At 60.3% G+C, this 19236-nt stretch carries 15 protein-coding genes; 5 read left to right on the plus strand and 10 right to left on the minus strand.

From position 1 onward, the window contains the following. Positions 1–66: 66 nt before the first annotated feature. From KHO31_RS37140 to uvrB, 3 genes are all read right to left on the minus strand, one after another. Positions 67–399, minus strand: coding sequence for a cupredoxin domain-containing protein (locus tag KHO31_RS37140; RefSeq protein WP_201083914.1), 333 nt, complete (start codon positions 397–399; stop codon positions 67–69). A gap of 135 nt (positions 400–534) precedes the next feature. Further along, complete coding sequence (locus KHO31_RS37145; protein WP_201083912.1) at positions 535–1083, minus strand: iron transporter; 549 nt, start codon at positions 1081–1083, stop codon at positions 535–537. 326 nt (positions 1084–1409) lie between these two features. Beyond that, complete coding sequence (gene uvrB / locus KHO31_RS37150) at positions 1410–3500, minus strand: excinuclease ABC subunit UvrB (protein WP_201083910.1); 2091 nt, start codon at positions 3498–3500, stop codon at positions 1410–1412. Positions 3501–3818: 318 nt separating this feature from the next. On the opposite strand from uvrB, the gene KHO31_RS37155 reads away from it, so the two are divergent. Further along, positions 3819–5018, plus strand: a complete 1200-nt coding sequence (locus tag KHO31_RS37155; protein WP_201083908.1) for an amino acid aminotransferase — start codon at positions 3819–3821, stop codon at positions 5016–5018. Positions 5019–5140: 122 nt separating this feature from the next. Here KHO31_RS37155 and KHO31_RS37160 read toward each other — a convergent pair whose 3' ends face one another. Continuing rightward, the gene (locus KHO31_RS37160; RefSeq protein ID WP_201141963.1) at positions 5141–6379 is read right to left on the minus strand and encodes a DUF3734 domain-containing protein; all 1239 of its coding nucleotides are present in this window, start codon (positions 6377–6379) and stop codon (positions 5141–5143) included. A 10-nt stretch (positions 6380–6389) separates the two neighbouring features. Then, positions 6390–7187, minus strand: coding sequence for a 3-hydroxybutyrate dehydrogenase (locus KHO31_RS37165; protein ID WP_093646589.1), 798 nt, complete (start codon positions 7185–7187; stop codon positions 6390–6392). A gap of 222 nt (positions 7188–7409) precedes the next feature. Here KHO31_RS37165 and KHO31_RS37170 point away from each other — a divergent pair, with 222 nt between their 5' ends. Then, positions 7410–8381: a potassium channel beta subunit family protein gene (locus KHO31_RS37170; RefSeq protein ID WP_201086147.1), complete on the plus strand. Its 972-nt coding sequence runs from the start codon at positions 7410–7412 to the stop codon at positions 8379–8381. Positions 8382–8573: 192 nt separating this feature from the next. Then, entirely contained in the window at positions 8574–9419 is an 846-nt protein-coding gene (locus tag KHO31_RS37175) for a 23S rRNA (adenine(2030)-N(6))-methyltransferase RlmJ (protein WP_201084417.1), read from the plus strand. A 705-nt stretch (positions 9420–10124) separates the two neighbouring features. Here the strand turns inward: KHO31_RS37175 and KHO31_RS37180 are convergent. Both KHO31_RS37180 and cueR read right to left on the minus strand, forming a co-directional pair. Further along, on the minus strand, positions 10125–10271 hold the full coding sequence (locus KHO31_RS37180) for a DUF3563 family protein (RefSeq protein ID WP_074284875.1): 147 nt from the start codon (positions 10269–10271) through the stop codon (positions 10125–10127). Between the two features lie 272 nt (positions 10272–10543). Next, a complete protein-coding gene (gene cueR, locus KHO31_RS37185; protein ID WP_201084411.1) occupies positions 10544–10966 on the minus strand; it encodes a Cu(I)-responsive transcriptional regulator in 423 nt (140 codons plus the stop codon). 124 nt (positions 10967–11090) lie between these two features. Between cueR and KHO31_RS37190 the strand changes: the two genes are divergently transcribed. Beyond that, positions 11091–11309 carry a heavy-metal-associated domain-containing protein gene (locus tag KHO31_RS37190; protein WP_201084412.1) on the plus strand — a complete coding sequence of 73 codons (219 nt, stop codon included), beginning with the start codon at positions 11091–11093 and terminating at the stop codon, positions 11307–11309. A 12-nt stretch (positions 11310–11321) separates the two neighbouring features. After that, positions 11322–12245, plus strand: coding sequence for a dTDP-4-dehydrorhamnose reductase family protein (locus KHO31_RS37195; protein WP_211625817.1), 924 nt, complete (start codon positions 11322–11324; stop codon positions 12243–12245). 108 nt (positions 12246–12353) lie between these two features. Here KHO31_RS37195 and KHO31_RS37200 read toward each other — a convergent pair whose 3' ends face one another. Genes KHO31_RS37200 through imuA form a run of 3 tightly spaced genes read right to left on the minus strand, consistent with a single transcriptional unit; the run spans position 12354 to position 18533 of the window. Further along, positions 12354–15998, minus strand: a complete 3645-nt coding sequence (locus KHO31_RS37200; protein ID WP_201084414.1) for an error-prone DNA polymerase — start codon at positions 15996–15998, stop codon at positions 12354–12356. Between the two features lie 5 nt (positions 15999–16003). Continuing rightward, complete coding sequence (locus KHO31_RS37205; protein WP_211625819.1) at positions 16004–17794, minus strand: Y-family DNA polymerase; 1791 nt, start codon at positions 17792–17794, stop codon at positions 16004–16006. Next, a complete protein-coding gene (gene imuA / locus KHO31_RS37210; protein WP_201084416.1) occupies positions 17694–18533 on the minus strand; it encodes a translesion DNA synthesis-associated protein ImuA in 840 nt (279 codons plus the stop codon). The genes KHO31_RS37205 and imuA overlap by 101 nt, the downstream gene beginning before the upstream one ends. Positions 18534–19236 lie beyond the last annotated feature (703 nt).

Genomic DNA, 19236 nt, shown 5'->3' on the forward strand with positions numbered 1-19236 from the left:
ATCCTTCTACTGCTGCGGCGAACGCGTGACCCGTTTGTTCAGGGCATGCGCTCGCGTCCCAAGCCGCTACTTTGCGACGATTACGCCTTGTGCCTGCTGATGGAAATCGTCGAAGAACTTGTATTCGCCCGGCTCCAGCGGAGCAATCACGACAAACGACTCCGCGCCCGGCGCCAACACCTTTTCTTTGCGCAACTGGACGCTTTCGAACTCGGCCGCGCCCTTGCCGGTGTTGCGCACTTCGATCTTGATACGCTGCCCCGCCGGCACTTCGATGCGAGCCGGATTCAGTTTGCCGTCGGTCATTTCCAGCTTGAAGGTCGGAAGATCCGCTGCGTGCGCGGCGCCCACCAGCAAAGTGGTCATGGCGAGGATCGCGATCTTTCGGTTAATTCTCATTAGCCTTTCCGGAAAACGCGGCGCGGCAGGTTTCGTTGTCCGCGCGCCGCCTGCTGCATTCACTCATTCACCCATTCGTTCGCGCGTGGCCGCAGGCGACGCGCGACGAGCCGTGATGATCTGCGTTTGCGACGATCAGTAACCGCCCTTCTTGCCGATACCCGCGTAGGTGAAGTCGTATTCGAGCGTAATCGGCTTGAACCACGGACCCACGCCGGTTTCCTTGTCGACGTGACGGCCGAACGCCATGTGGCCGGTTTGCATCGGCGCTTCGACGATCATCTTCAGGTGGTACTTGCCCGGGCCTTGCAGCTTGACGTTGTCGCCGTAGTGCGGACCGTCGTTGGCGACCATCGCCATCATGTCGCCCTTCTGGGTCTGATTCGAACCGGCTTTCGTCAACTCATAACGAACTTGCAGATACGGCATCCAGTCGCCTTCGGCGAAACCGGTCGGATTGTTCTTGACCGCGTGGATGTCGGCTTCCAGGTGGATGTCCGAATCCGATGCCTTGCGCATCATGCCTTCGGGTTCCATCGTGATCGGCTGCAGGTAAACCGCGCCGATTTCCATACCGCCCTGAATCTGTTGCTTGCCGATCGGGTATTCCGCGGCCGTTGCGGAAAGCGCCGCTACTGCGACCACCGCTGCTGCGCCACCACGCACAAATGAAGAAATCCGCATTGAAACTCCTTGTTTTTATCAGACTGGAATCGAACCCATTGGAACAGTGCGTTGCGCATGCGTTTTATGCCACGGTCCCGGCGTTGCTGGACAGGCGCAGTGAACCGCAAGACTCATTACGAACGTTAATGCGAACCATTCTCAATATTGATCAAGTTTATCACTGATCGCCAAGGAGAACAAATGCGGACGCGCGCAAAGCCTTATGCCAGTGGGGTCTTAAGGCGGTCTTAAGGAAAGCGCGGCTGGAGGTATTGGCGGGGTGTAAGGCGTGGGAAAGACAAGGCGCGGCACATTGCCGCGCCCTGAATGTAAGAAAGGGTGAGTTAGACGCCGGGTACGTGGTCGCCGACGTTCGCGCCGAACACACGCTGCCGCAGCAGCGCCAATTGGTCGCGGGTCTGCGCGGCCTTTTCGAACTCGAGATTCTTCGCGTGCTCCATCATCTGCTTTTCGAGACGCTTGAGTTCCTTGGCCAGCTGCTTCTCCGACATATCTTCGAATTTCGCCCGAGTCTGCTGTTCCTTCAGCTCGGCGCGGGCATCGTCGACGTTGTACACGCCGTCGATGATGTCGCGGATCCGCTTGACCACGCCGCGCGGTGTAATGCCGTGCTCCAGGTTATAGGCGATCTGCTTGGCACGCCGCCGCTCGGTTTCGTCGATGGCGCGGCGCATCGAGTCGGTTACCCTGTCCGCATAGAGAATCGCCTTGCCGTTCACGTTACGCGCCGCCCGGCCGATGGTCTGGATCAGCGAGCGCTCGGCGCGCAGGAAGCCTTCCTTGTCCGCGTCGAGAATCGCAACCAGCGAGACTTCCGGAATATCCAGCCCTTCGCGTAGCAGGTTGATCCCGACCAGCACGTCGAACGTGCCCAGCCGCAAATCGCGGATGATTTCCACCCGCTCCACCGTATCGATGTCGCTGTGCAGGTACCGCACCTTGACGCCGTGGTCGGCCAGAAACTCGGTGAGCTGCTCGGCCATCCGCTTGGTCAGCACCGTGACCAGCACGCGGTCGCCGACTTTGACGCGCTCGTTGATCTCGGCGAGCACATCGTCGACCTGGGTACGCGCCGGGCGCACCTCGATTTCCGGGTCGACGAGGCCGGTTGGACGCACGAGCTGCTCGGCCACCTGCCCTGCCGTCTTTTTCTCGTAATCCGCCGGCGTGGCCGACACGAACACCACCTGGCGCATCTTGCGCTCGAACTCGTTGAACTTGAGCGGGCGATTATCGAGCGCTGACGGCAAGCGAAAACCGTAGTCGACCAGATTCTCTTTACGTGCCCGGTCGCCGTTGTACATGCCGTTCAACTGGCCGATCAGCACATGCGACTCGTCGAGCAGCATCAGCGCGTCGGGCGGCAAATAGTCGACCAGCGTCGGCGGCGGCTCGCCGGGCGCGGCGCCCGAGAAGTGCCGCGAGTAGTTCTCGATACCCTTGCAGAAACCCAACTCCTGCAGCATTTCCAGATCGAAGCGGGTGCGCTGCTCGAGCCGCTGCGCTTCGACGAGCTTGCCGTTGCTATAGAAGAACTCGAGCCGGTCGCGCAGTTCGGTCTTGATCGTTTCGACCGCGCGTACCACGGTGTCACGCGGGGTCACATAGTGCGACGACGGGTACACAGTGAAGCGGGAGATCTTCTGCCGCACGCGGCCGGTGAGCGGATCGAACAGTTGCAGCGTCTCGACCTCGTCGTCGAATAACTCGATGCGCACCGCCATTTCGGCGTGCTCCGCCGGGAAAATGTCGATTGTGTCGCCTCGCACGCGGAATGAACCACGCTGGAAGTCGGCTTCATTGCGGTTGTACTGCATCGCGATCAACCGGGCGATGATGTCGCGCTGACCGAGCTTGTCACCCGTGCGCAGCGTCAGAATCATCTTGTGATACTCGGACGGATTGCCGATACCGTAAATCGCCGACACCGTGCCGACGATGATCACGTCGCGCCGCTCCATCAGGCTCTTGGTGGCCGACAGCCGCATCTGCTCGATGTGCTCGTTGATCGACGAATCTTTCTCGATGAAGAGGTCGCGCTGCGGCACATACGCTTCCGGCTGATAGTAGTCGTAGTACGAAACGAAATACTCGACCGCATTGCGCGGGAAGAACTCGCGGAACTCCGAATAGAGCTGCGCGGCGAGCGTCTTGTTCGGCGCGAACACGATCGCCGGCCGGCCGAGCCGCGCGATGGTGTTGGCCATCGTGAAGGTTTTGCCGGAGCCGGTCACGCCGAGTAGCGTCTGGAACGACAAGCCGTCCTCAATGCCTTCGACAAGCGTGTCGATCGCCGTCGGCTGATCGCCGGCGGGCGGATACGGCTGGTAAAGCTGGAACGGCGAGCCGTCGAACGTGACGAATTTGGATTCATCAAGCGTCTCGTCGACTTCAGTCAGATGTTGTTCGGACATGGGGAGCGGCACCGGGCCTTGGGCAAAGAACTATTCTAACGGGTTGCGGGAAAGGCAGTCTGAGCGGGTCTGCGTAGGTTTCCGGAGGGTTCCGGGGCAGGTCCGCTCAAGCCACATGGCGCCTTGGTGCCTGTTTTTCAAGCAAATAATTCAGTCTGGCGGACTTTGTTGCCCGAAAAATGCCCGTGGATTCGCTACAATGCCAAGTTGCGCTCGCTCGCCGATGCCCGCCCTCCGTCTGAATTGTCCGTCAGACAGCTTTGGCGGGGTCGCCCGCGCTCGAAGCCGCCCTCTTTTCACTACTGCTGCCCACCCATCATGTCTCTGTTCTCCGCCGTCGAACTTGCTCCCCGCGACCCGATTCTGGGCCTGAACGAAGCCTTCAACGCCGATGCGCGCACCACCAAGGTCAACCTTGGCGTTGGTGTGTACTTCAATGAAGAAGGCAAGATTCCGCTGCTGCGCGCCGTGCGCGATGCGGAAAAGGCGCGCGTCGAAGCCGCGCTGCCGCGTGGCTATCTGCCGATCGAGGGCATTGCCGCCTACGACGCTGCTGTGCAGAAACTGCTGCTCGGCAACGACTCGCCGCTGATCGCCGCGGGCCGCGTCGTAACGGCGCAAGCACTGGGTGGCACGGGCGCGCTGAAAATCGGCGCCGACTTCCTGAAACGCCTGAACCCGAATACCAAGGTCGCGATCAGCGATCCGAGTTGGGAAAACCACCGCGCGCTGTTCGAAAGCGCCGGCTTCGAAGTCGTGAACTATCCGTACTACGACGCGCACACGCACGGCGTGAACTTCGAAGGCATGCTGAACGCGCTGAACAGCTATGCCGCGGGCACCGTTGTCGTGCTGCATGCGTGCTGCCACAACCCGACCGGCGTCGACCTGACGGTCGACCAATGGAAACAGATCGTCGAAGTGGTCAAGGCGCGCAATCTGGTGCCGTTCCTCGACATCGCTTACCAGGGTTTCGGCGACAACATCGAATCCGACGCTGCAGCAGTTCGTCTGTTCGCGGCGTCGGAACTGAACGTGTTCGTGTCGTCGTCGTTCTCGAAGTCGTTCTCGCTGTACGGCGAGCGCGTCGGCGCACTGTCGATCATCACGGCAAGCAAGGAAGAATCGGCTCGCGTGCTGTCGCAACTCAAGCGCGTGATCCGCACGAACTACTCGAACCCGCCCACGCACGGCGGCTCGGTGGTCGCCGCAGTGCTCGCATCGCCCGAATTGCGCGCCACGTGGGAAACGGAACTCGCCGAAATGCGCGACCGTATCCGCGCAATGCGCAACGGCCTGGTCGAACGTCTGAAGGCAAGCGGCGTGGATCGCGATTTCAGCTTCGTGAACGCACAACGCGGCATGTTCTCGTACTCGGGTCTGACGGCGCCGCAAGTGGACCGTCTGCGTGAAGAGTTCGGCATCTACGCGGTGGGCACGGGCCGCATCTGCGTGGCTGCGCTGAATACGCGCAACCTCGACGTGGTGGCTAGCGCGATCGCTCACGTTTTGAAGTAAGGCATTTCAGAGCGCGAGCGTTTATTGCGCGCGCTACCAAAACTGCTTGTAGAAACGGCGCCCATTTCGGGCGCCGTTTTCATTTGCTGCTCACGGTGAGTCAACGCAAGCGCAGTGCGGTTTCAGCGCGCGTCCCGATGGATATCGTGCGTGACAAACCCAGCGTCGTTATCAGGCATGTCAAGCCAATCGGGTTGCGCAAGCGAATGGCGGATATCTTCCAGACCGCTTTTCCAGTGTTCGCGCATTGTAGAGAGGCCGAACTGGAAGTCTTTGAAGTGCCCTTCGTATTCCTTCTGCCGATAGATGAGGTGGATCACGTTGTAGCGCTTCGAACACGATAGATCATCCGCCAGCTTGCACCACGGATCGTCGCGCTGGTCAGACGGCACGCGATCGAGCACCTCCCGCAACACATGCCGGAAACGCTGCGAACGTTGCAGCATATCGGTCACGAGACGCGTGCGGCTCGAGTACTGGATGTCTTTCATACGCCCTTGAACATCGGTGATGTTGTCCGGCACTGGCCCGATCGCGCTCCATAGATCGACCTGGAACGCGAGCGTATCGCGACGCGGCGTGGTCTGAATTACCTCGTAGAGCGGCGTGTTCGACATCAAACCGCCGTCCCAGTAGTACTGGCCGTCAATTTCGACCGCCGCGAAACCCGGCGGCAACGCGCCTGACGCCATGAAATGCTCAGGCCTCAGTTTCGTGTGCTTGTTATCGAAGTAGGCGAAATTGCCCGTACCGCAATTCACCGCGCCGACCGATACACGCATCTCACCGGAATTGATGCGGTCGAAATCGCAGAGCGCTTCCAGCGTGGCCTTGAGCGGCGTGGTGTCGTAGTAACTCGCCAATTGCGGCGGCCCGGAGACGGTGGGTAACGGCGGCGGGAAACGCGGCACGAAGAAGCCCTTTTGCCCCTCCACGATCGCGCCCATAGCCTGGGTCGCCGTAAAGGCCTTGCGAACGGCGTCACTGGAATTGAACAACGCGTGCTCGATAAAAGCCGGCAACGGCGGCCCGAACGCCGGCTGGCAGATCGTCTCCCAGAATTGCAGCAGCCGCTCGACGCGTTTCTCCGGCGGATTACCGGCAATGATGGCCGTATTCAGCGCACCAATCGAAATGCCGGCGAGCCAGTTCGGTTCGATGCCGGCTTCGTAAAGCCCCTGAAAGACACCGGCCTGATAGGCGCCCAGCGCGCCGCCACCCTGCAGCATCAACGCGACGGTTTCGTAGTTCGGCAATTGGAGACGGCGGCCGGGGTGAGCGGAGGGCGCCGGACCGGCGCCCTCACCTTCCCCGCCGCCGGGCGCGCCGACGCGCGCCCGCTTGAGATTGCGTTGCGCCATGGGCGCCTCCTTATTGCATGTACCAGCCGTGGCTCACAATAAAGGACTGGCCGGTCAGCGCCGCCGTCGGGAACGTGGACAGGAACAGCACCGTCTGCGCGACGTCTTCCACCGTGGTGAAGATGCCGTCGACCGTGCCGCCCAGCATCACGCGCTTGATCACGTCTTCTTCGCTGATGCCGAGCTCCTTGGCCTGCTCGGGAATCTGCTTGTCGACAAGGGGCGTACGCACGAAACCGGGACACACCACATGCGAGCGTACATTGTGTTTCGCGCCTTCTTTGGCCAGTACGCGCGAGAGCCCCAGCAGCGCATGTTTGGCCGTGACATACGCGGACTTCAGCGGCGACGCCTCGTGCGAATGAACCGAGCCCATGTAGATCACGATGCCGCCGCGATCGTCTTTGTACATGTGCTTGAGCGCGGCCTTGGTGGTGAGGAAGGCGCCGTCCACGTGGATCGCCTGCATCTTCTTCCAGTCGGAAAACGAGTAGTTTTCGATCGGATTGACGATCTGGATGCCGGCGTTGGAAATCAGAATGTCGATCGAGCCGAATTCGGCGGCAACTTTGTCGATGCCCTGGTTGACGGCGTCTTCATTCGTGACGTCCATCGCCACGCCAATTGCCTTGCCACCGCCCTTTTTGATTTCTTCAGCGACAGCGTTCGCGCCATCCTGGTTCAGGTCGGCGATCGCGACCGCCGCGCCCGCTGCGGAAAGCGTGAGCGCAATCTGCTTGCCGATGCCGCTCGCGGCGCCGGTAACCACCGCGACCTTGCCATTCAGATTCGTGTTCAGTGACGACATCCAGAACCTCCATGCAGTTGATGAACGATGAGACCACGGGCCGCGGGCGGCGTGAAGTCAGCCAAACGGCATAGGCCGTTCGGCCGAATGCTGCACTGCGGCCAACGCTGCTATTGTGCATGAACCGCGTGAACTACATCCGTAAAACGCACATCGAGCCTTATCTCTTTAAACTGGACGCTTCAGCGGGATTCCGGCGGCATCACTACCAAGGAGGAATGCATGAATTATCGACGTCTGGGCCGTTCCGGCCTGCAAGTCAGCGAACTGTCCATCGGCTCATGGGTCACCTACGGCAATCAGGTGGATCATCGTGCGGCGCGCGAGTCGCTTGCGGCCGCGCGCGATGCGGGAGTCAACTTCTTCGACAACGCGGAGGTATACGCGGGCGGCCAATCCGAAGAGATCATGGGCCAGGCACTTAAGGAACTGGCATGGCCGCGCGTGAGCTATGTGGTATCGACGAAATTCTTCTGGGGGCTCAACGAAGCGCCGAACCAGTACCACACGCTGAATCGCAAATATTTGCTGAACGCGATCGACGCGTCACTCAAACGCCTGCAGCTCGATTATGTCGATCTGGTGTTCTGTCATCGCCCTGACCCGAACACGCCGGTCGAAGAAACCGTCTGGGCCATGAGCGACATGATCACGCGCGGCAAGGCACTGTACTGGGGCACATCCGAATGGAGCGCCGATGAAATCCGTGCTGCTTACGAGATCGCTGAACGGCATCATCTGCACAAACCGGTCATGGAGCAACCGCAGTACAACCTGTTCCACCGCAAGCGCGTTGAACAGGAATACAAGCGGCTTTACGAGGATATCGGCCTTGGGCTCACCACATGGAGCCCGCTCGCGTCGGGCCTGCTCACCGGCAAGTACCGCGACGGCGTACCTGCCGATAGCCGCGCACAGCTGCAAGGCTACGACTGGCTGCGCAAGCATCTCACCGACGCCGGCAAGAACAGCGTGGTCGGCAAGCTAGGTGAAGTGGCCGATGAGTTGAGCTGCACGGTCGGCCAGTTGGCGATTGCGTGGATTCTGAAGAATCCGAATGTGAGCACCGTGATCACCGGCGCTTCGCGCGTCGAACAGATCGGTGAGAATATGAAATCCACCGATGTGGCCGAGCGGATCACACCGGAGATCAAGCAACGGATCGAGGAGATCATCGGCGACGCCTACGATTGACTGGCCGCTCGCCGGACCCCGGAGCATGGCCCGCGCAGCATCAGGGTCATGTCACGCGCAACGCACTACGGAGTGCAACGCGGCGTCGCGTACAATACGCGACCGCGCTGCACTTCAGTTGTGCTGCCGCATTGCACTCGCATCGCCGAATCCGCCCTGGAGCGGCACGCCCTCTTTCTGCGTCTCCTCATCATGCTCAGCTACCGCCACGCCTTTCATGCAGGCAATCACGCCGACGTTCTGAAACACGCCGTTGTGTTGCAGCTACTGCGCTACCTCGGCCAGAAGGACAAAGCCTACTGGTATATCGACACGCACGCGGGCGCCGGCGTCTATTCGCTGAAGGAAGGCTACGCGACCAAAACCGGCGAGTTCCAGACCGGCATCGCCAAACTATGGGAGCGTAACGATCTGCCGTCGATCTTTGCCGACTACGTCGACGAAGTAAGCGCGCTGAATCCGGACGGCCAGTTGCGCTTCTATCCGGGCTCGCCGTATATCGCGTGGCGGCAGATGCGCGAGCAGGACCGCATGCGCCTGTTCGAACTGCACACCACTGAAATCGACGTGCTGCGCCATAACTTCCGCGACGCAGGCCGCCGCGCCATGCTTTATGCAGGCGACGGCTTCGACGGCATCCTCGCGTTGCTGCCGCCAGCGCCCCGCCGCGCGCTGGTGCTGCTCGATCCGTCGTACGAAGACAAGCGCGACTACACGCGCACGCTGCGCTGTGTCGAAGAAAGCCTGAAGCGCTTTCCTACCGGGACCTACGCGGTCTGGTATCCGCAAGTAAGACGACTTGAATCGCAGCGCTTTCCCGATCAGCTGAAGAAGCTGCAGGAGCGCAACTGGCTGCACGTGAGCCTGACCGTCAGCAATCCGCCGACCGACGGCTTCGGCTTGTTCGGCAGCGGCATGTTCATCCTGAATCCACCGTATACGCTGGCTAAAACGCTGAAAGACCAGATGCCCTGGCTGGTTGGGGCGCTCGGCGAGGACAAGGCCGCGCAGTTCAAGGTCGAATATCGTGGCGACTGAGCTGCATTGCAGGCTCCACGCACACGTATATTTTGGCGGTCAAGCACAGTGGCAGTTTGCGCAAGCCCGCATCATGGCACTCGACCAGCATTGCTGATTTGCGCTGGGAGATATCGCGCCGCAGACGCTTATTGCGCGCGAGGCGCCGGACGAGGTTGCGGTTGTGGATACGGCGTGCCGCCGCCGACAGGTATCGGGACGTAGGGCGCGACGACGATCGGTATTGACGAATTTGGCGCCAACTCCGTGGGTGTCGCGATGGGTTGCGCACCTACAATCGGCTGCCGTGAGAACGGCGCAGTCTGCAGCACCGTGCCGCTCTGGCCATCGTTTATCCCGCTCTGCGAGTCGAGTATCACGGGCTTGCGGGCGTTGTCGCTCGACGCGGCGAAAGTCACCGGTACTGCGAAAACCGTTGTCAGCGAGGCTGCGACGGCCGCGGCCAGGACGGATTTGAGCGAGCGGACAGGAAGCATGGGCGGACCGGTTAAGTTTGAGAATGCCGGATTGCGCAGAAAACGCCTTACCTTACCGCGGCGGCAACCGTCAGGCTAGTCGTTATTGGCCATGAGTCGCCTTGAATCGCCACTTGCCGTGAAATTTTCGTAGTCCAGATGTGACAAAGCCCCGTCTATACGGGGCTCAACACTTTACTGCAATGGCCGCGCACAAGCGCTGCCGGGTGAAACCTGATGCAGTTGAAACTTACAGCGAGTAACCGTTGGTCTCGAGCGAGCGGATGCGCTGTTCGAGCTGAACGATATCCGACGACGACGCCAGATAGGCTTCACGACGGCTGCGTTCTGCGGTTTCAAACCAGGTGCTCAGCTTTTCAAGTACGTATGCAAACATGATGTTCTCCAAGGATCAGATTGAATCCCCGGTGAGTTTTGCATCAGGGATTTCCCGTAAAAGGGTTAACCCGAATTATATCCCTATGGTGCAACCTTGCTAGTGAAATGCCCGCATGACGTGCATTCCGTTTTGGAATGGTGCACGCCCGTGGTGCACTTAAGTTCTTGATTTATCTAAATTCAGGATGGGGTTTTCGGAGCGTTCGATACCGCCCCAAATTATTTCGCACCATTTCGGTGCCTTTGAGTGACTGGTTGCACCCAGTGCCCTCAAATCGGATAACAACCCTTCCCCGACACCAGATCATCGTCGGCGAGCCGCTCGATAATTGGGCAATCCGGACGCTCGTCGCCGTGGCAATGGTCCGCCAGATGCGCCAATGTGTCGCGCATGTCAGTCAGTTCGGTGATGCGGCGATCGAGGTCCGCGACGTGCTCCAGCGCAATCGCCTTCACTTCGGCGCTGGCGCGCGACCGGTCGTGCCATAGCGCAAGCAACCGGCGAATGTCTTCGACCAGAAAACCCAGACGGCGCGCCTGCCGGATGAAACGCAGCGAATGAATCTCTTGCGGCCCGTACACGCGATAACCGGCGCTCGTGCGCGCCTTGGCCGCCAACAAGCCCACGCTTTCGTAGTAGCGAATCATCTTCGCCGTGACGCCCGACGCGCGGGCCGCTTCACCGATGTTCATGACTGTATCTCCGGTATGTGTGCCGATCGTACACCTTCCCATGGTGGGAAGGTCAGCCACTTAAGTGCGCATCGGCAGGCATAATTCAATCATCGCAACATTCATTTTTTTCGAGGCAATCCCGATGACGATCGAATTCCAGGTAGAAGGTATGAGCTGCCAGCATTGTGTGGCAGCGGTCATGAATGCAATCCGTGAACACGATGAAACCGCTCAGGTCCAGGTCGATCTGGCATCTGGCCGAGTGGCGGTCGAATCGGCGCAACCGGCTGACGCGCTGAAGGCCGCTATCGACGAAGCCGGCTACACGGTTACGGCCGTGACCAGCAGCACGGCCCGCTAAGCGAGCGACGACATGTTCAAAGTTGCCGTCATTGGTGCTTCCGGGCTGCTCGGCCGGGCTCTCGTCGAGGAACTGGCACAGCAGGCTGGCTGGCAAGTTGTCGCCACGGCGTTCAGCCGGCCGGGTCCGAACACCGTTGCGCTGGATATTCGTGATGCGCATGCGGTCGAGCAATTTGTCGAGCGCGAAGCGCCGGACGCGCTCGTGATTGCCGCAGCGGAGCGTCGGCCGGACGTGTGCGAGAACGATCTGGCGCTCGCCCGGGCGTTGAACGTCGATGCGGTGCGCACCCTGGCCGCGGCGGCAAAGCGGCGCGGCGCATGGACGCTGTCGATCTCGACCGATTACGTGTTCGACGGCACTCACCCGCCCTATCAGCACGATTCCGTGCCTGCGCCGCTCAATGCCTATGGGCGCAGCAAACTCGAAGGCGAACGTGCACTGACGGAATCCACCGATCTCGGCTGCGTGCTGCGTCTGCCGCTGCTATATGGGCCGATCGTCGATTGGGCAGAATCGGCGGTGACGAGTCTCGTGCCGGCGATTGCCGCATCATCGGCTTCACGCGAAGGCAAGGCCGCCGTCATGGATGCATGGGCGATTCGTTACCCGACCTTTACGCCGGACGTCGCGTTCGTGATCCGGCAGATGCTCGAACGGCACGCGCGCGGCGAAGCGATCCGCGGCATCGTGCAATGGTCGGGCGATGAGCCGATGAACAAGTATGAAATCGCCGTGCGGCTTGCAGAAGCGCTGCAACTCGATGCGCAACTGACGCCACAGCACATGCCCACCGACGCGACGCCGCGTCCGCATAACTGTCACCTGGCTTCGGATCGGCTCGAGGCGCTCGGCATCGGTCGCCGCACGCCGTTCGACGTTGCGATCCGGCAAGTGTTGGCCGAATTTCCGTGGCGAGGTGAGATGCCGGCTTAGCCGCCTGGCGGCGAACTTAACTACGGCCGGAGACTGCCCACGCTTCCACGGCCCGGCGACAGACCTGTCTGGTGTCAAGCCCGCAAGCTTAGCCACGGCAGGTCGGTATCAGTGAAAATCGCGGCTCGCCGTGGCCAGTTCGCCAAGCCATTCACTGTGATCTTCGAGTCGATGCGCGACGAGATGGATCACCTCGCCCTTCTGTTTCTGTTTCGCGTTGCCCGCTTTATTTGCGTTCACCACGTTGCCCGCGCTGTCACCGCCGGTAGAAACACCATCGTCACGCTGCAAGACGCCATACACCGCTAGCAACGACGAACCCAGCAGCACCTTGCGCTGCTTTTCCACCAGCGTCGGCCAGACGATCACATTGATCGAACCGGTCTCGTCTTCGATGGAAACGAACACGGTGCCGTTTGCCGTGCCCGGCCGCTGCCGCACGGTGACGATGCCGCAGGCGCGCGCCAGCGTGCCATGCTGACACGCGGCGAGTTCGGCCGCTGTGCGAAAACGCTGTCTGGCAAGACGCTCGCGCAATAGCGCGAGTGGATGACGATTGAGCGTGAGGCCAAGGCTCGCGTAATCGTCGACGATCTCGCGACTTTCGGCTGCCTGCGGCAATGCCAACGGCGCTTCGGCGATCGGCGCATCGCGCAGCAGCTTGGGCACTGAGTGCTGGGCGGTCACCGCCCACCACGCTTCGCGCCGATGGCCTGCGATGCTGACCAGCGCGTTCGCCGCGGCAAGCGCTTCGAGATCGCGCCGCGTCAATGCCGCGCGACGCGTCAAATCATCGACGTCGGTAAACTGCGCGTCGCTGCGAGCCGCCATGATGCGTTCGGCGGCCACCTGTGAAAGACCTTTGATCAGATGCATGCCGATGCGCACTGCCGGACCGCGCGCACCATAGGTTTTCGGCGACTGGAATACGCGTGCGGTCAGCTGTTTCGCCGCGCGCCGGATCGTCCGGGCCACCGTGAAGCGCCGCAGCGACAAATCGCGTAATTGCTGCGCGGATAATACGCTCTGCTGACGATGCAAACAGGTCTCACTCGATGAAATCCGCTGCCCTTCACGACCGCGTCTTTCGAAGGTCGACTCCCAATCGCTCAAGGTCACGTCGGGCGGCAATACCTGGACGCCATGACGCCGTGCATCCTGCACGAGTTGCGACGGCGAATAGAACCCCAACGGCTGACTGTTCAGCAAACCCGCCAGAAAAGCGGCCGGCTCATAACGTTTCAACCACGCACTGAGATAGACGAGCAAGGCAAAGCTCGCCGCATGGCTTTCCGGAAAACCATATTCTCCAAAGCCTTCGATCTGTTTGCAGATGCGTGCGATGAACTCGGGTTCGTAGCCTCGCTTGAGCATGCGGTCAGTCAGATCCTGCTGATACTTCGCCAGATTGCCGGTGCGCCGCCACGCGGCCATCGCGCGTCGCAACTGGTCGGCCTGCTCACCGGTATATTTGGCAGCAACCATCGCGAGGTGCATCACCTGCTCCTGGAAAATCGGCACGCCGAGCGTGCGTTCGAGCACCGGTCGCAACTCATCTTTAGCGTAGTCCTCCGCCTCGATACCCTGCTTACGACGCAAATACGGATGCACCATGCCGCCCTGGATCGGCCCGGGCCGCACGATCGCGACTTCGATCACGAGATCGTAGTACTTGTTCGGTTTCAGCCGAGGCAACATGCTTTGCTGCGCTCGCGATTCGATCTGGAATACGCCGATCGTATCGGCATGGCCGCACATTTCGTAGACGGCGCGATCCTCGCGCGGAATATCCTGCACCCTGAATGTCGGAAAGCCGCGCCGCAATGCAACGAACTCCAGCGCACGACGGATGGCCGATAACATGCCGAGCGCCAGCACGTCGACCTTCAATAGCTTGAGCGCGTCGATATCGTCCTTGTCCCACTCGATTACGCTACGGTCCTTCATCGTCGCGTTCTCGATCGGCACGAGTCGCGACAGCTTGTCTTTCGCGATCACAAAACCGCCGACGTGTTGCGACAGATGACGCGGAAAATTGCGCAATTCCTTAGTGAGGCGAATCAGATTCTGCGTGATGTGGGAGTTGGCAGCGAAGCCCGCTTCAGCCAGATATTTGGCGACCGCATCCGTGCCGTCCCACCATTGCTGCGATTTACTGATCCGCTCGATCAGCGACGCTTCGAGCCCCAACGCCTTGCCGACATCCTTCAGCGCACTGCGTGCGTGATACGTGATCAGCGACGCAGTGAGCGCAGCGCGATGACGGCCGTACTTTCCGTAGATATATTGAATCACCTCTTCCCGGCGCTGATGCTCGAAATCGACGTCGATATCAGGCGGTTCATTGCGCGCGCGCGAGATGAACCGTTCGATCAGCATATTCATGTGTACCGGATCGATCTCCGTCACATGGAGGCAATAGCACACGACCGAATTAGCCGCCGAGCCGCGGCCTTGGCACAGAATGTTTCTGGAGCGCGCGAAGCTCACGATATCGTGCACCGTCAAGAAGTACTTTTCGTATTTCAGTTCGGCGATCAGTTTCAGTTCTTTCTCGATCTGATCGATTCGTTTGATATCCATCCCTTTTGGCCAACGCTCCGTCGCACCGGCCATGACCAGTTTGCGCAGATAACTCGACGGCGATTCACCGGCAGGCACCAGTTCTTCCGGATACTCGTACTTGAGTTCGTCGAGCGAGAAGCGGCATAGGGCGGCGATACGCAGCGTTTCTTCGAGCGTCTCGCGTGGGTACAGCTTGCCGAGTCGCACTCGCGTGCGCATATGCCGCTCGGCATTCGCCTCGAGCGCGTGGCCGCATGCCGATAGCGGCGTGACGAGATCAATCGCGGTCAGAGTGTCCTGCAATGGCTTGCGCGATCGCACATGCATCAGGACGCCGCCTGCCGCCACCAGAGGCAAACCGCTCGCTTTTGAAATCATCCGCAATGCGTCAATCTGAAGATCGTCGCTGCCGGTTTGCCAGAGTTCAAGTGCGATCCATGAGCGTTGCGGAGCCAATGAGGCGAGCCAATGCGCGCAGCGCAACGTGTGTGAGAGCGTCGCCGTGCGTTGCGGCACGAGGATCAGGACGCAATCGGGCAAGGTCTTGAGATGTTCGAGATGCGGCAACGCATCGGTGAAATCGGACGGGCTGAGGCGATAGCTGCCCTTGTCTGCTCGCGAGCGGGCTAGCGTAATCAGTTCGGAAAGGTTGCCGTAGCCATTGCGGTTGGTTGCGAGCGCAACCAGTGTGCAGAACGGCTCGCCGGCATCGTCCGTCAGATTGAGTTCGCTGCCGATGATGAGGTGAGGGATCGGTTTTAGCGCCTCTTGCTCAGTGGCTTCTGGCTCTGCGTTTTTTTGTTGGGCGGTTTCTTGTTGGGTGGTTTCTTGTTGTGAGGCCTCCTGTTGCGAACCCGCTGGCTTTGCGGCCGCCAACTTTGCTGCTTCTTCTAAAGACGTTCCTGCTTGCGCGGCTTTCGCCCTGTCTTCGCGCTCCTTCTGTTGGCGCTCTCGCTCCTGTTTGATTTCTCTCACCGCCGTGTGTGCGCGCACGACGCCCGCCAGCGAACATTCATCGGTGATCGCTAGCGCGCTATAACCGCGCGACATCGCCTGCTCGACCAGTTCATGCGGATGCGACGCACCACGCAGAAACGAGAAATTAGTCAGGCAATGTAGTTCCGCATACGGTGGCAGTTGGGCTGCAAGCGCCTGCTCGAATAAGAATGAAGGCCGGGAATCTGCCATCGTGCTCAGCCGAACAAACCCTGCAAATACCACTCACCGCCAAGACGTTCTCGGTACACCCAGAACATATGGCCGCGATCGTCTGCCGCAACGTAATAATCACGCTCGACGCGGTTACCGTCCCACCATCCGGCTTCAATCCGTTCGGTACGCGTGAGCATTTTCAGCGGCCGGCGATAGACCGGTCGCTGGTCGCGCATCATCAGGCGCAGCGGTTTGTCGAGCATCCAGACGGGGCGAGGCTGCAATGGCAATACACTGTCGGGCAGATCGAGCGAGGCTTGGGCATCGGCCGGTTGTGTTACGAATAGGCGGCCGCTTTTTTTAGCATCACTCGCTTTTTCCGGCCGTCGAGATATGTGCGCTGTGTGTGCAGCCTGTCCCGCTTGCGTCGCCGCATCGCCGTCTGCGTGCACACTTTCCAGAGCAGCGTGCTGCAACTCATCGGTCAGCCAGGTTTTATCCGCTTTGATTTTTGTTCTGGTTTTCGCAGACGAACGCTTCTTGCGCGAAAACGCTTGCGCCTGGTAGGCCTCGACGCGCATTGCCCGCTCAGGCCGAGGATCGTCCTGCACCGACATCTGCAGCACGTTCTCCGGCCCCAAACGCGCGCTCAGGCGCTCGAGCAGACGTGCGATCGAATCGCCGTCTGATTCGGGCATTGGAAACAAGGTGTCCGATCGCCCTGCATACTCGCCGATCTGATCCGCGATCAGCTTCAACTCGATCACGGGCGCAGCCAGAACCGTCTGATTCAATTTCTCACGCAACAGCCAGATCAGATGCTCGGAATCGCGCGACGGGATGGCCCACGCGACCTTCAGACTCGACGTCTTCGGCGCATGACGGGATGCCAATTCATGTTCGAGCAACAACGTATAACCACTGAGCGCTGCATGATGCGCGCTCAACCAGCCGGCCAGTTGCACAATCAGCCGACGCGCGGCGAACAGTAGCGCATCGGCGTTATCGACCCGCGACGGCAACTCCAGTTGAGCATGAAACGATGCAGGCGCACGAAACGATTCGCGCGGGTCCGGACGCGTGCCATATGCTTGTGCCAGCAGATCCAGAATACCGCTGCCGAAACGCCGCACGACACCCGACCTTGGCAACTGGCGCAAATCGGCCAGCGTCATGCAACCGACATGCGTCAACGCATCGCGATGCGCCTGCGCAACCGGCAGCAACGACACAGATACGCGGTCGAGAACCCGCGCAAGCGACGTTTCCTTTATTACATGCCAACGATGCCCCTGCCGGTCGGCATGCGCCTGTGCCAACAGCCACGCGCCCCAGGCTGTCGGTGCGCACGCGATGCGCGCCGTATAGCCGAATTCAGCCACCGTCGCGGATACCCGCGACAACAACGCGCGCAAGCCGCCAAACAACCGCAAACCGGAGCCGACTTCCAGCAACAAGGTGTGCGCGTGCGCAAGCGACACCTTCGGTGTGTACGTCAGCAAAGCGAGCGCCATCGCTTCGAACGCCTGAGTTTCGCGGGCTGCGTCTGCGGCAAGCATCTTGAGACCAGGAGCCAAAGCCAATGCGTACGAGCGCGAATGACCCGCATGCACCCCAGCACGCAATGCGTCGAAATCCGGCATCAGGATGTGTGCGTGATCGGCCAGCGCATAGCAGCGCACCTCGGTGACGTCTTCGGCGCCGAGAGGTTGGCTTGCCGCGTCGTCGCGCTCACACCGATTCGGCTTCGCGAGCAAACCATCCGGGAGCGGCTCGAGAGGTTTCACCGCTTCCAGCGACAAGAGTGGCAATGTGACTGCGATCCACAACATGTTTGATCTCTCGTCCTTGATTGCTGCCAATCCCGCTTTCCGGCAACACGACGCTTTGTAACGGCAAAACGAGACGCAGAGGCTCCGCTAGCGGCGGGCCGCGGCGCTTGAAGATGTCAATTGAGATACCGATCTCCTGCAACCATTGACGACGGTTGATCGTTTGCGCATTGGCCGGTAAGAGCGGCTCGCAGATCATTCGCAATGGCGCCGGCGAAGATTGCGTGGCGGCCTCGACAGGCCGGATCAGAAATGCCAGCGATGCCGACTCCTGAGCCGCCACCTGCAGACGCCGAACCTTATCGGCGCGTGCATTCGGCAGCCATACCAGCACTGCGCCGATGCCATCCTGCTTCAATGCCTGAGCTGCTGCCCACAGGGATTGGTCTTCACTCGCGCGCACCCATAGGACGCGCTCGACATCGATACCCCACGCCCTCAGTGCCGAAGCACAGGGCTGATAAGGGGGTGCCACGAGCATGACGTGCCGTTCGGCTTGCGTCGTAAGATGCCGAAGCGCGCGAGCCAGCAGGCGCAGTTCGCCGACCCCTCCGTGCTCAATCAATAACTCCGTCAAGCCGCCGGCCGACCAGCCCTGTCCAGGCAGCAGTTGATCCAGTGCGGCATAGCCGCTGGAAATCACCCGCGAGTCCGCCTCGGCAAGCTCATTGCCCTGCCACACCTGACGCCGCAATTGTGACGACAACGCTGTCGTCGCCAAGTGAATCGCTGCTGCCATAGATACGCTCGTTCAATAGGGAATACTCTGCCCTGCCCGGCATCGGGCAAGCATGGGGTGACGAGTTTTCACTGTATATTTATACAGTATTCTGAAACGGATGTTAAGACAAGGCGATGTAACGAAACAAACGCGCGCAGGAAGGAAATGAAGAGGGGGCGAAGCTGTTTTTATTGCAGGTTCCCGCCTGCGGGAAAGCTGTCCTTTAGCGTTGCTGCTAGGCGAACAAAACCAGAGTTAGGGTGTTCCGGGAGGGATGAAAGCCGAGAGCACGCGCATGCACGCCGCTGATATGGGTAAGAACTGAGGAGTTACGCGAATGCACTTCGAGTGGGGAAGAAGTGATATCGGAAGAACCGGAGCCGCATCGGGTAAGGCTGCAGCGGGGATGTTTCCAGATCCGGCCGTTGTGATGAGCAGACTGACGGACAAACGCCCGGACGAAGTCCCGGCGTGAGCATGGCACCGTAGCCGTGATGGCCCGACTGGAGGCGAAACCCCGTTCTGTGCCCGTTTTTACGCCCGTTTCTGTTATAGGACGGCGGAGAACCCGTCGCCGGCGTTCTGCCGGCAATGCTGATACGGTTTTCTGGCCTGTTTTTCCGCGCTGTAAACGCAGAAACCCCGCCTTTGAGGGCGGGGTTTCTGGACATGCGTGGGAGCCTGACGATTACCTACTTTCACACGGGAATCCGCACTATCA

The organism is Paraburkholderia domus (assembly GCF_905220705.1).
Classification (GTDB): domain Bacteria; phylum Pseudomonadota; class Gammaproteobacteria; order Burkholderiales; family Burkholderiaceae; genus Paraburkholderia; species Paraburkholderia domus.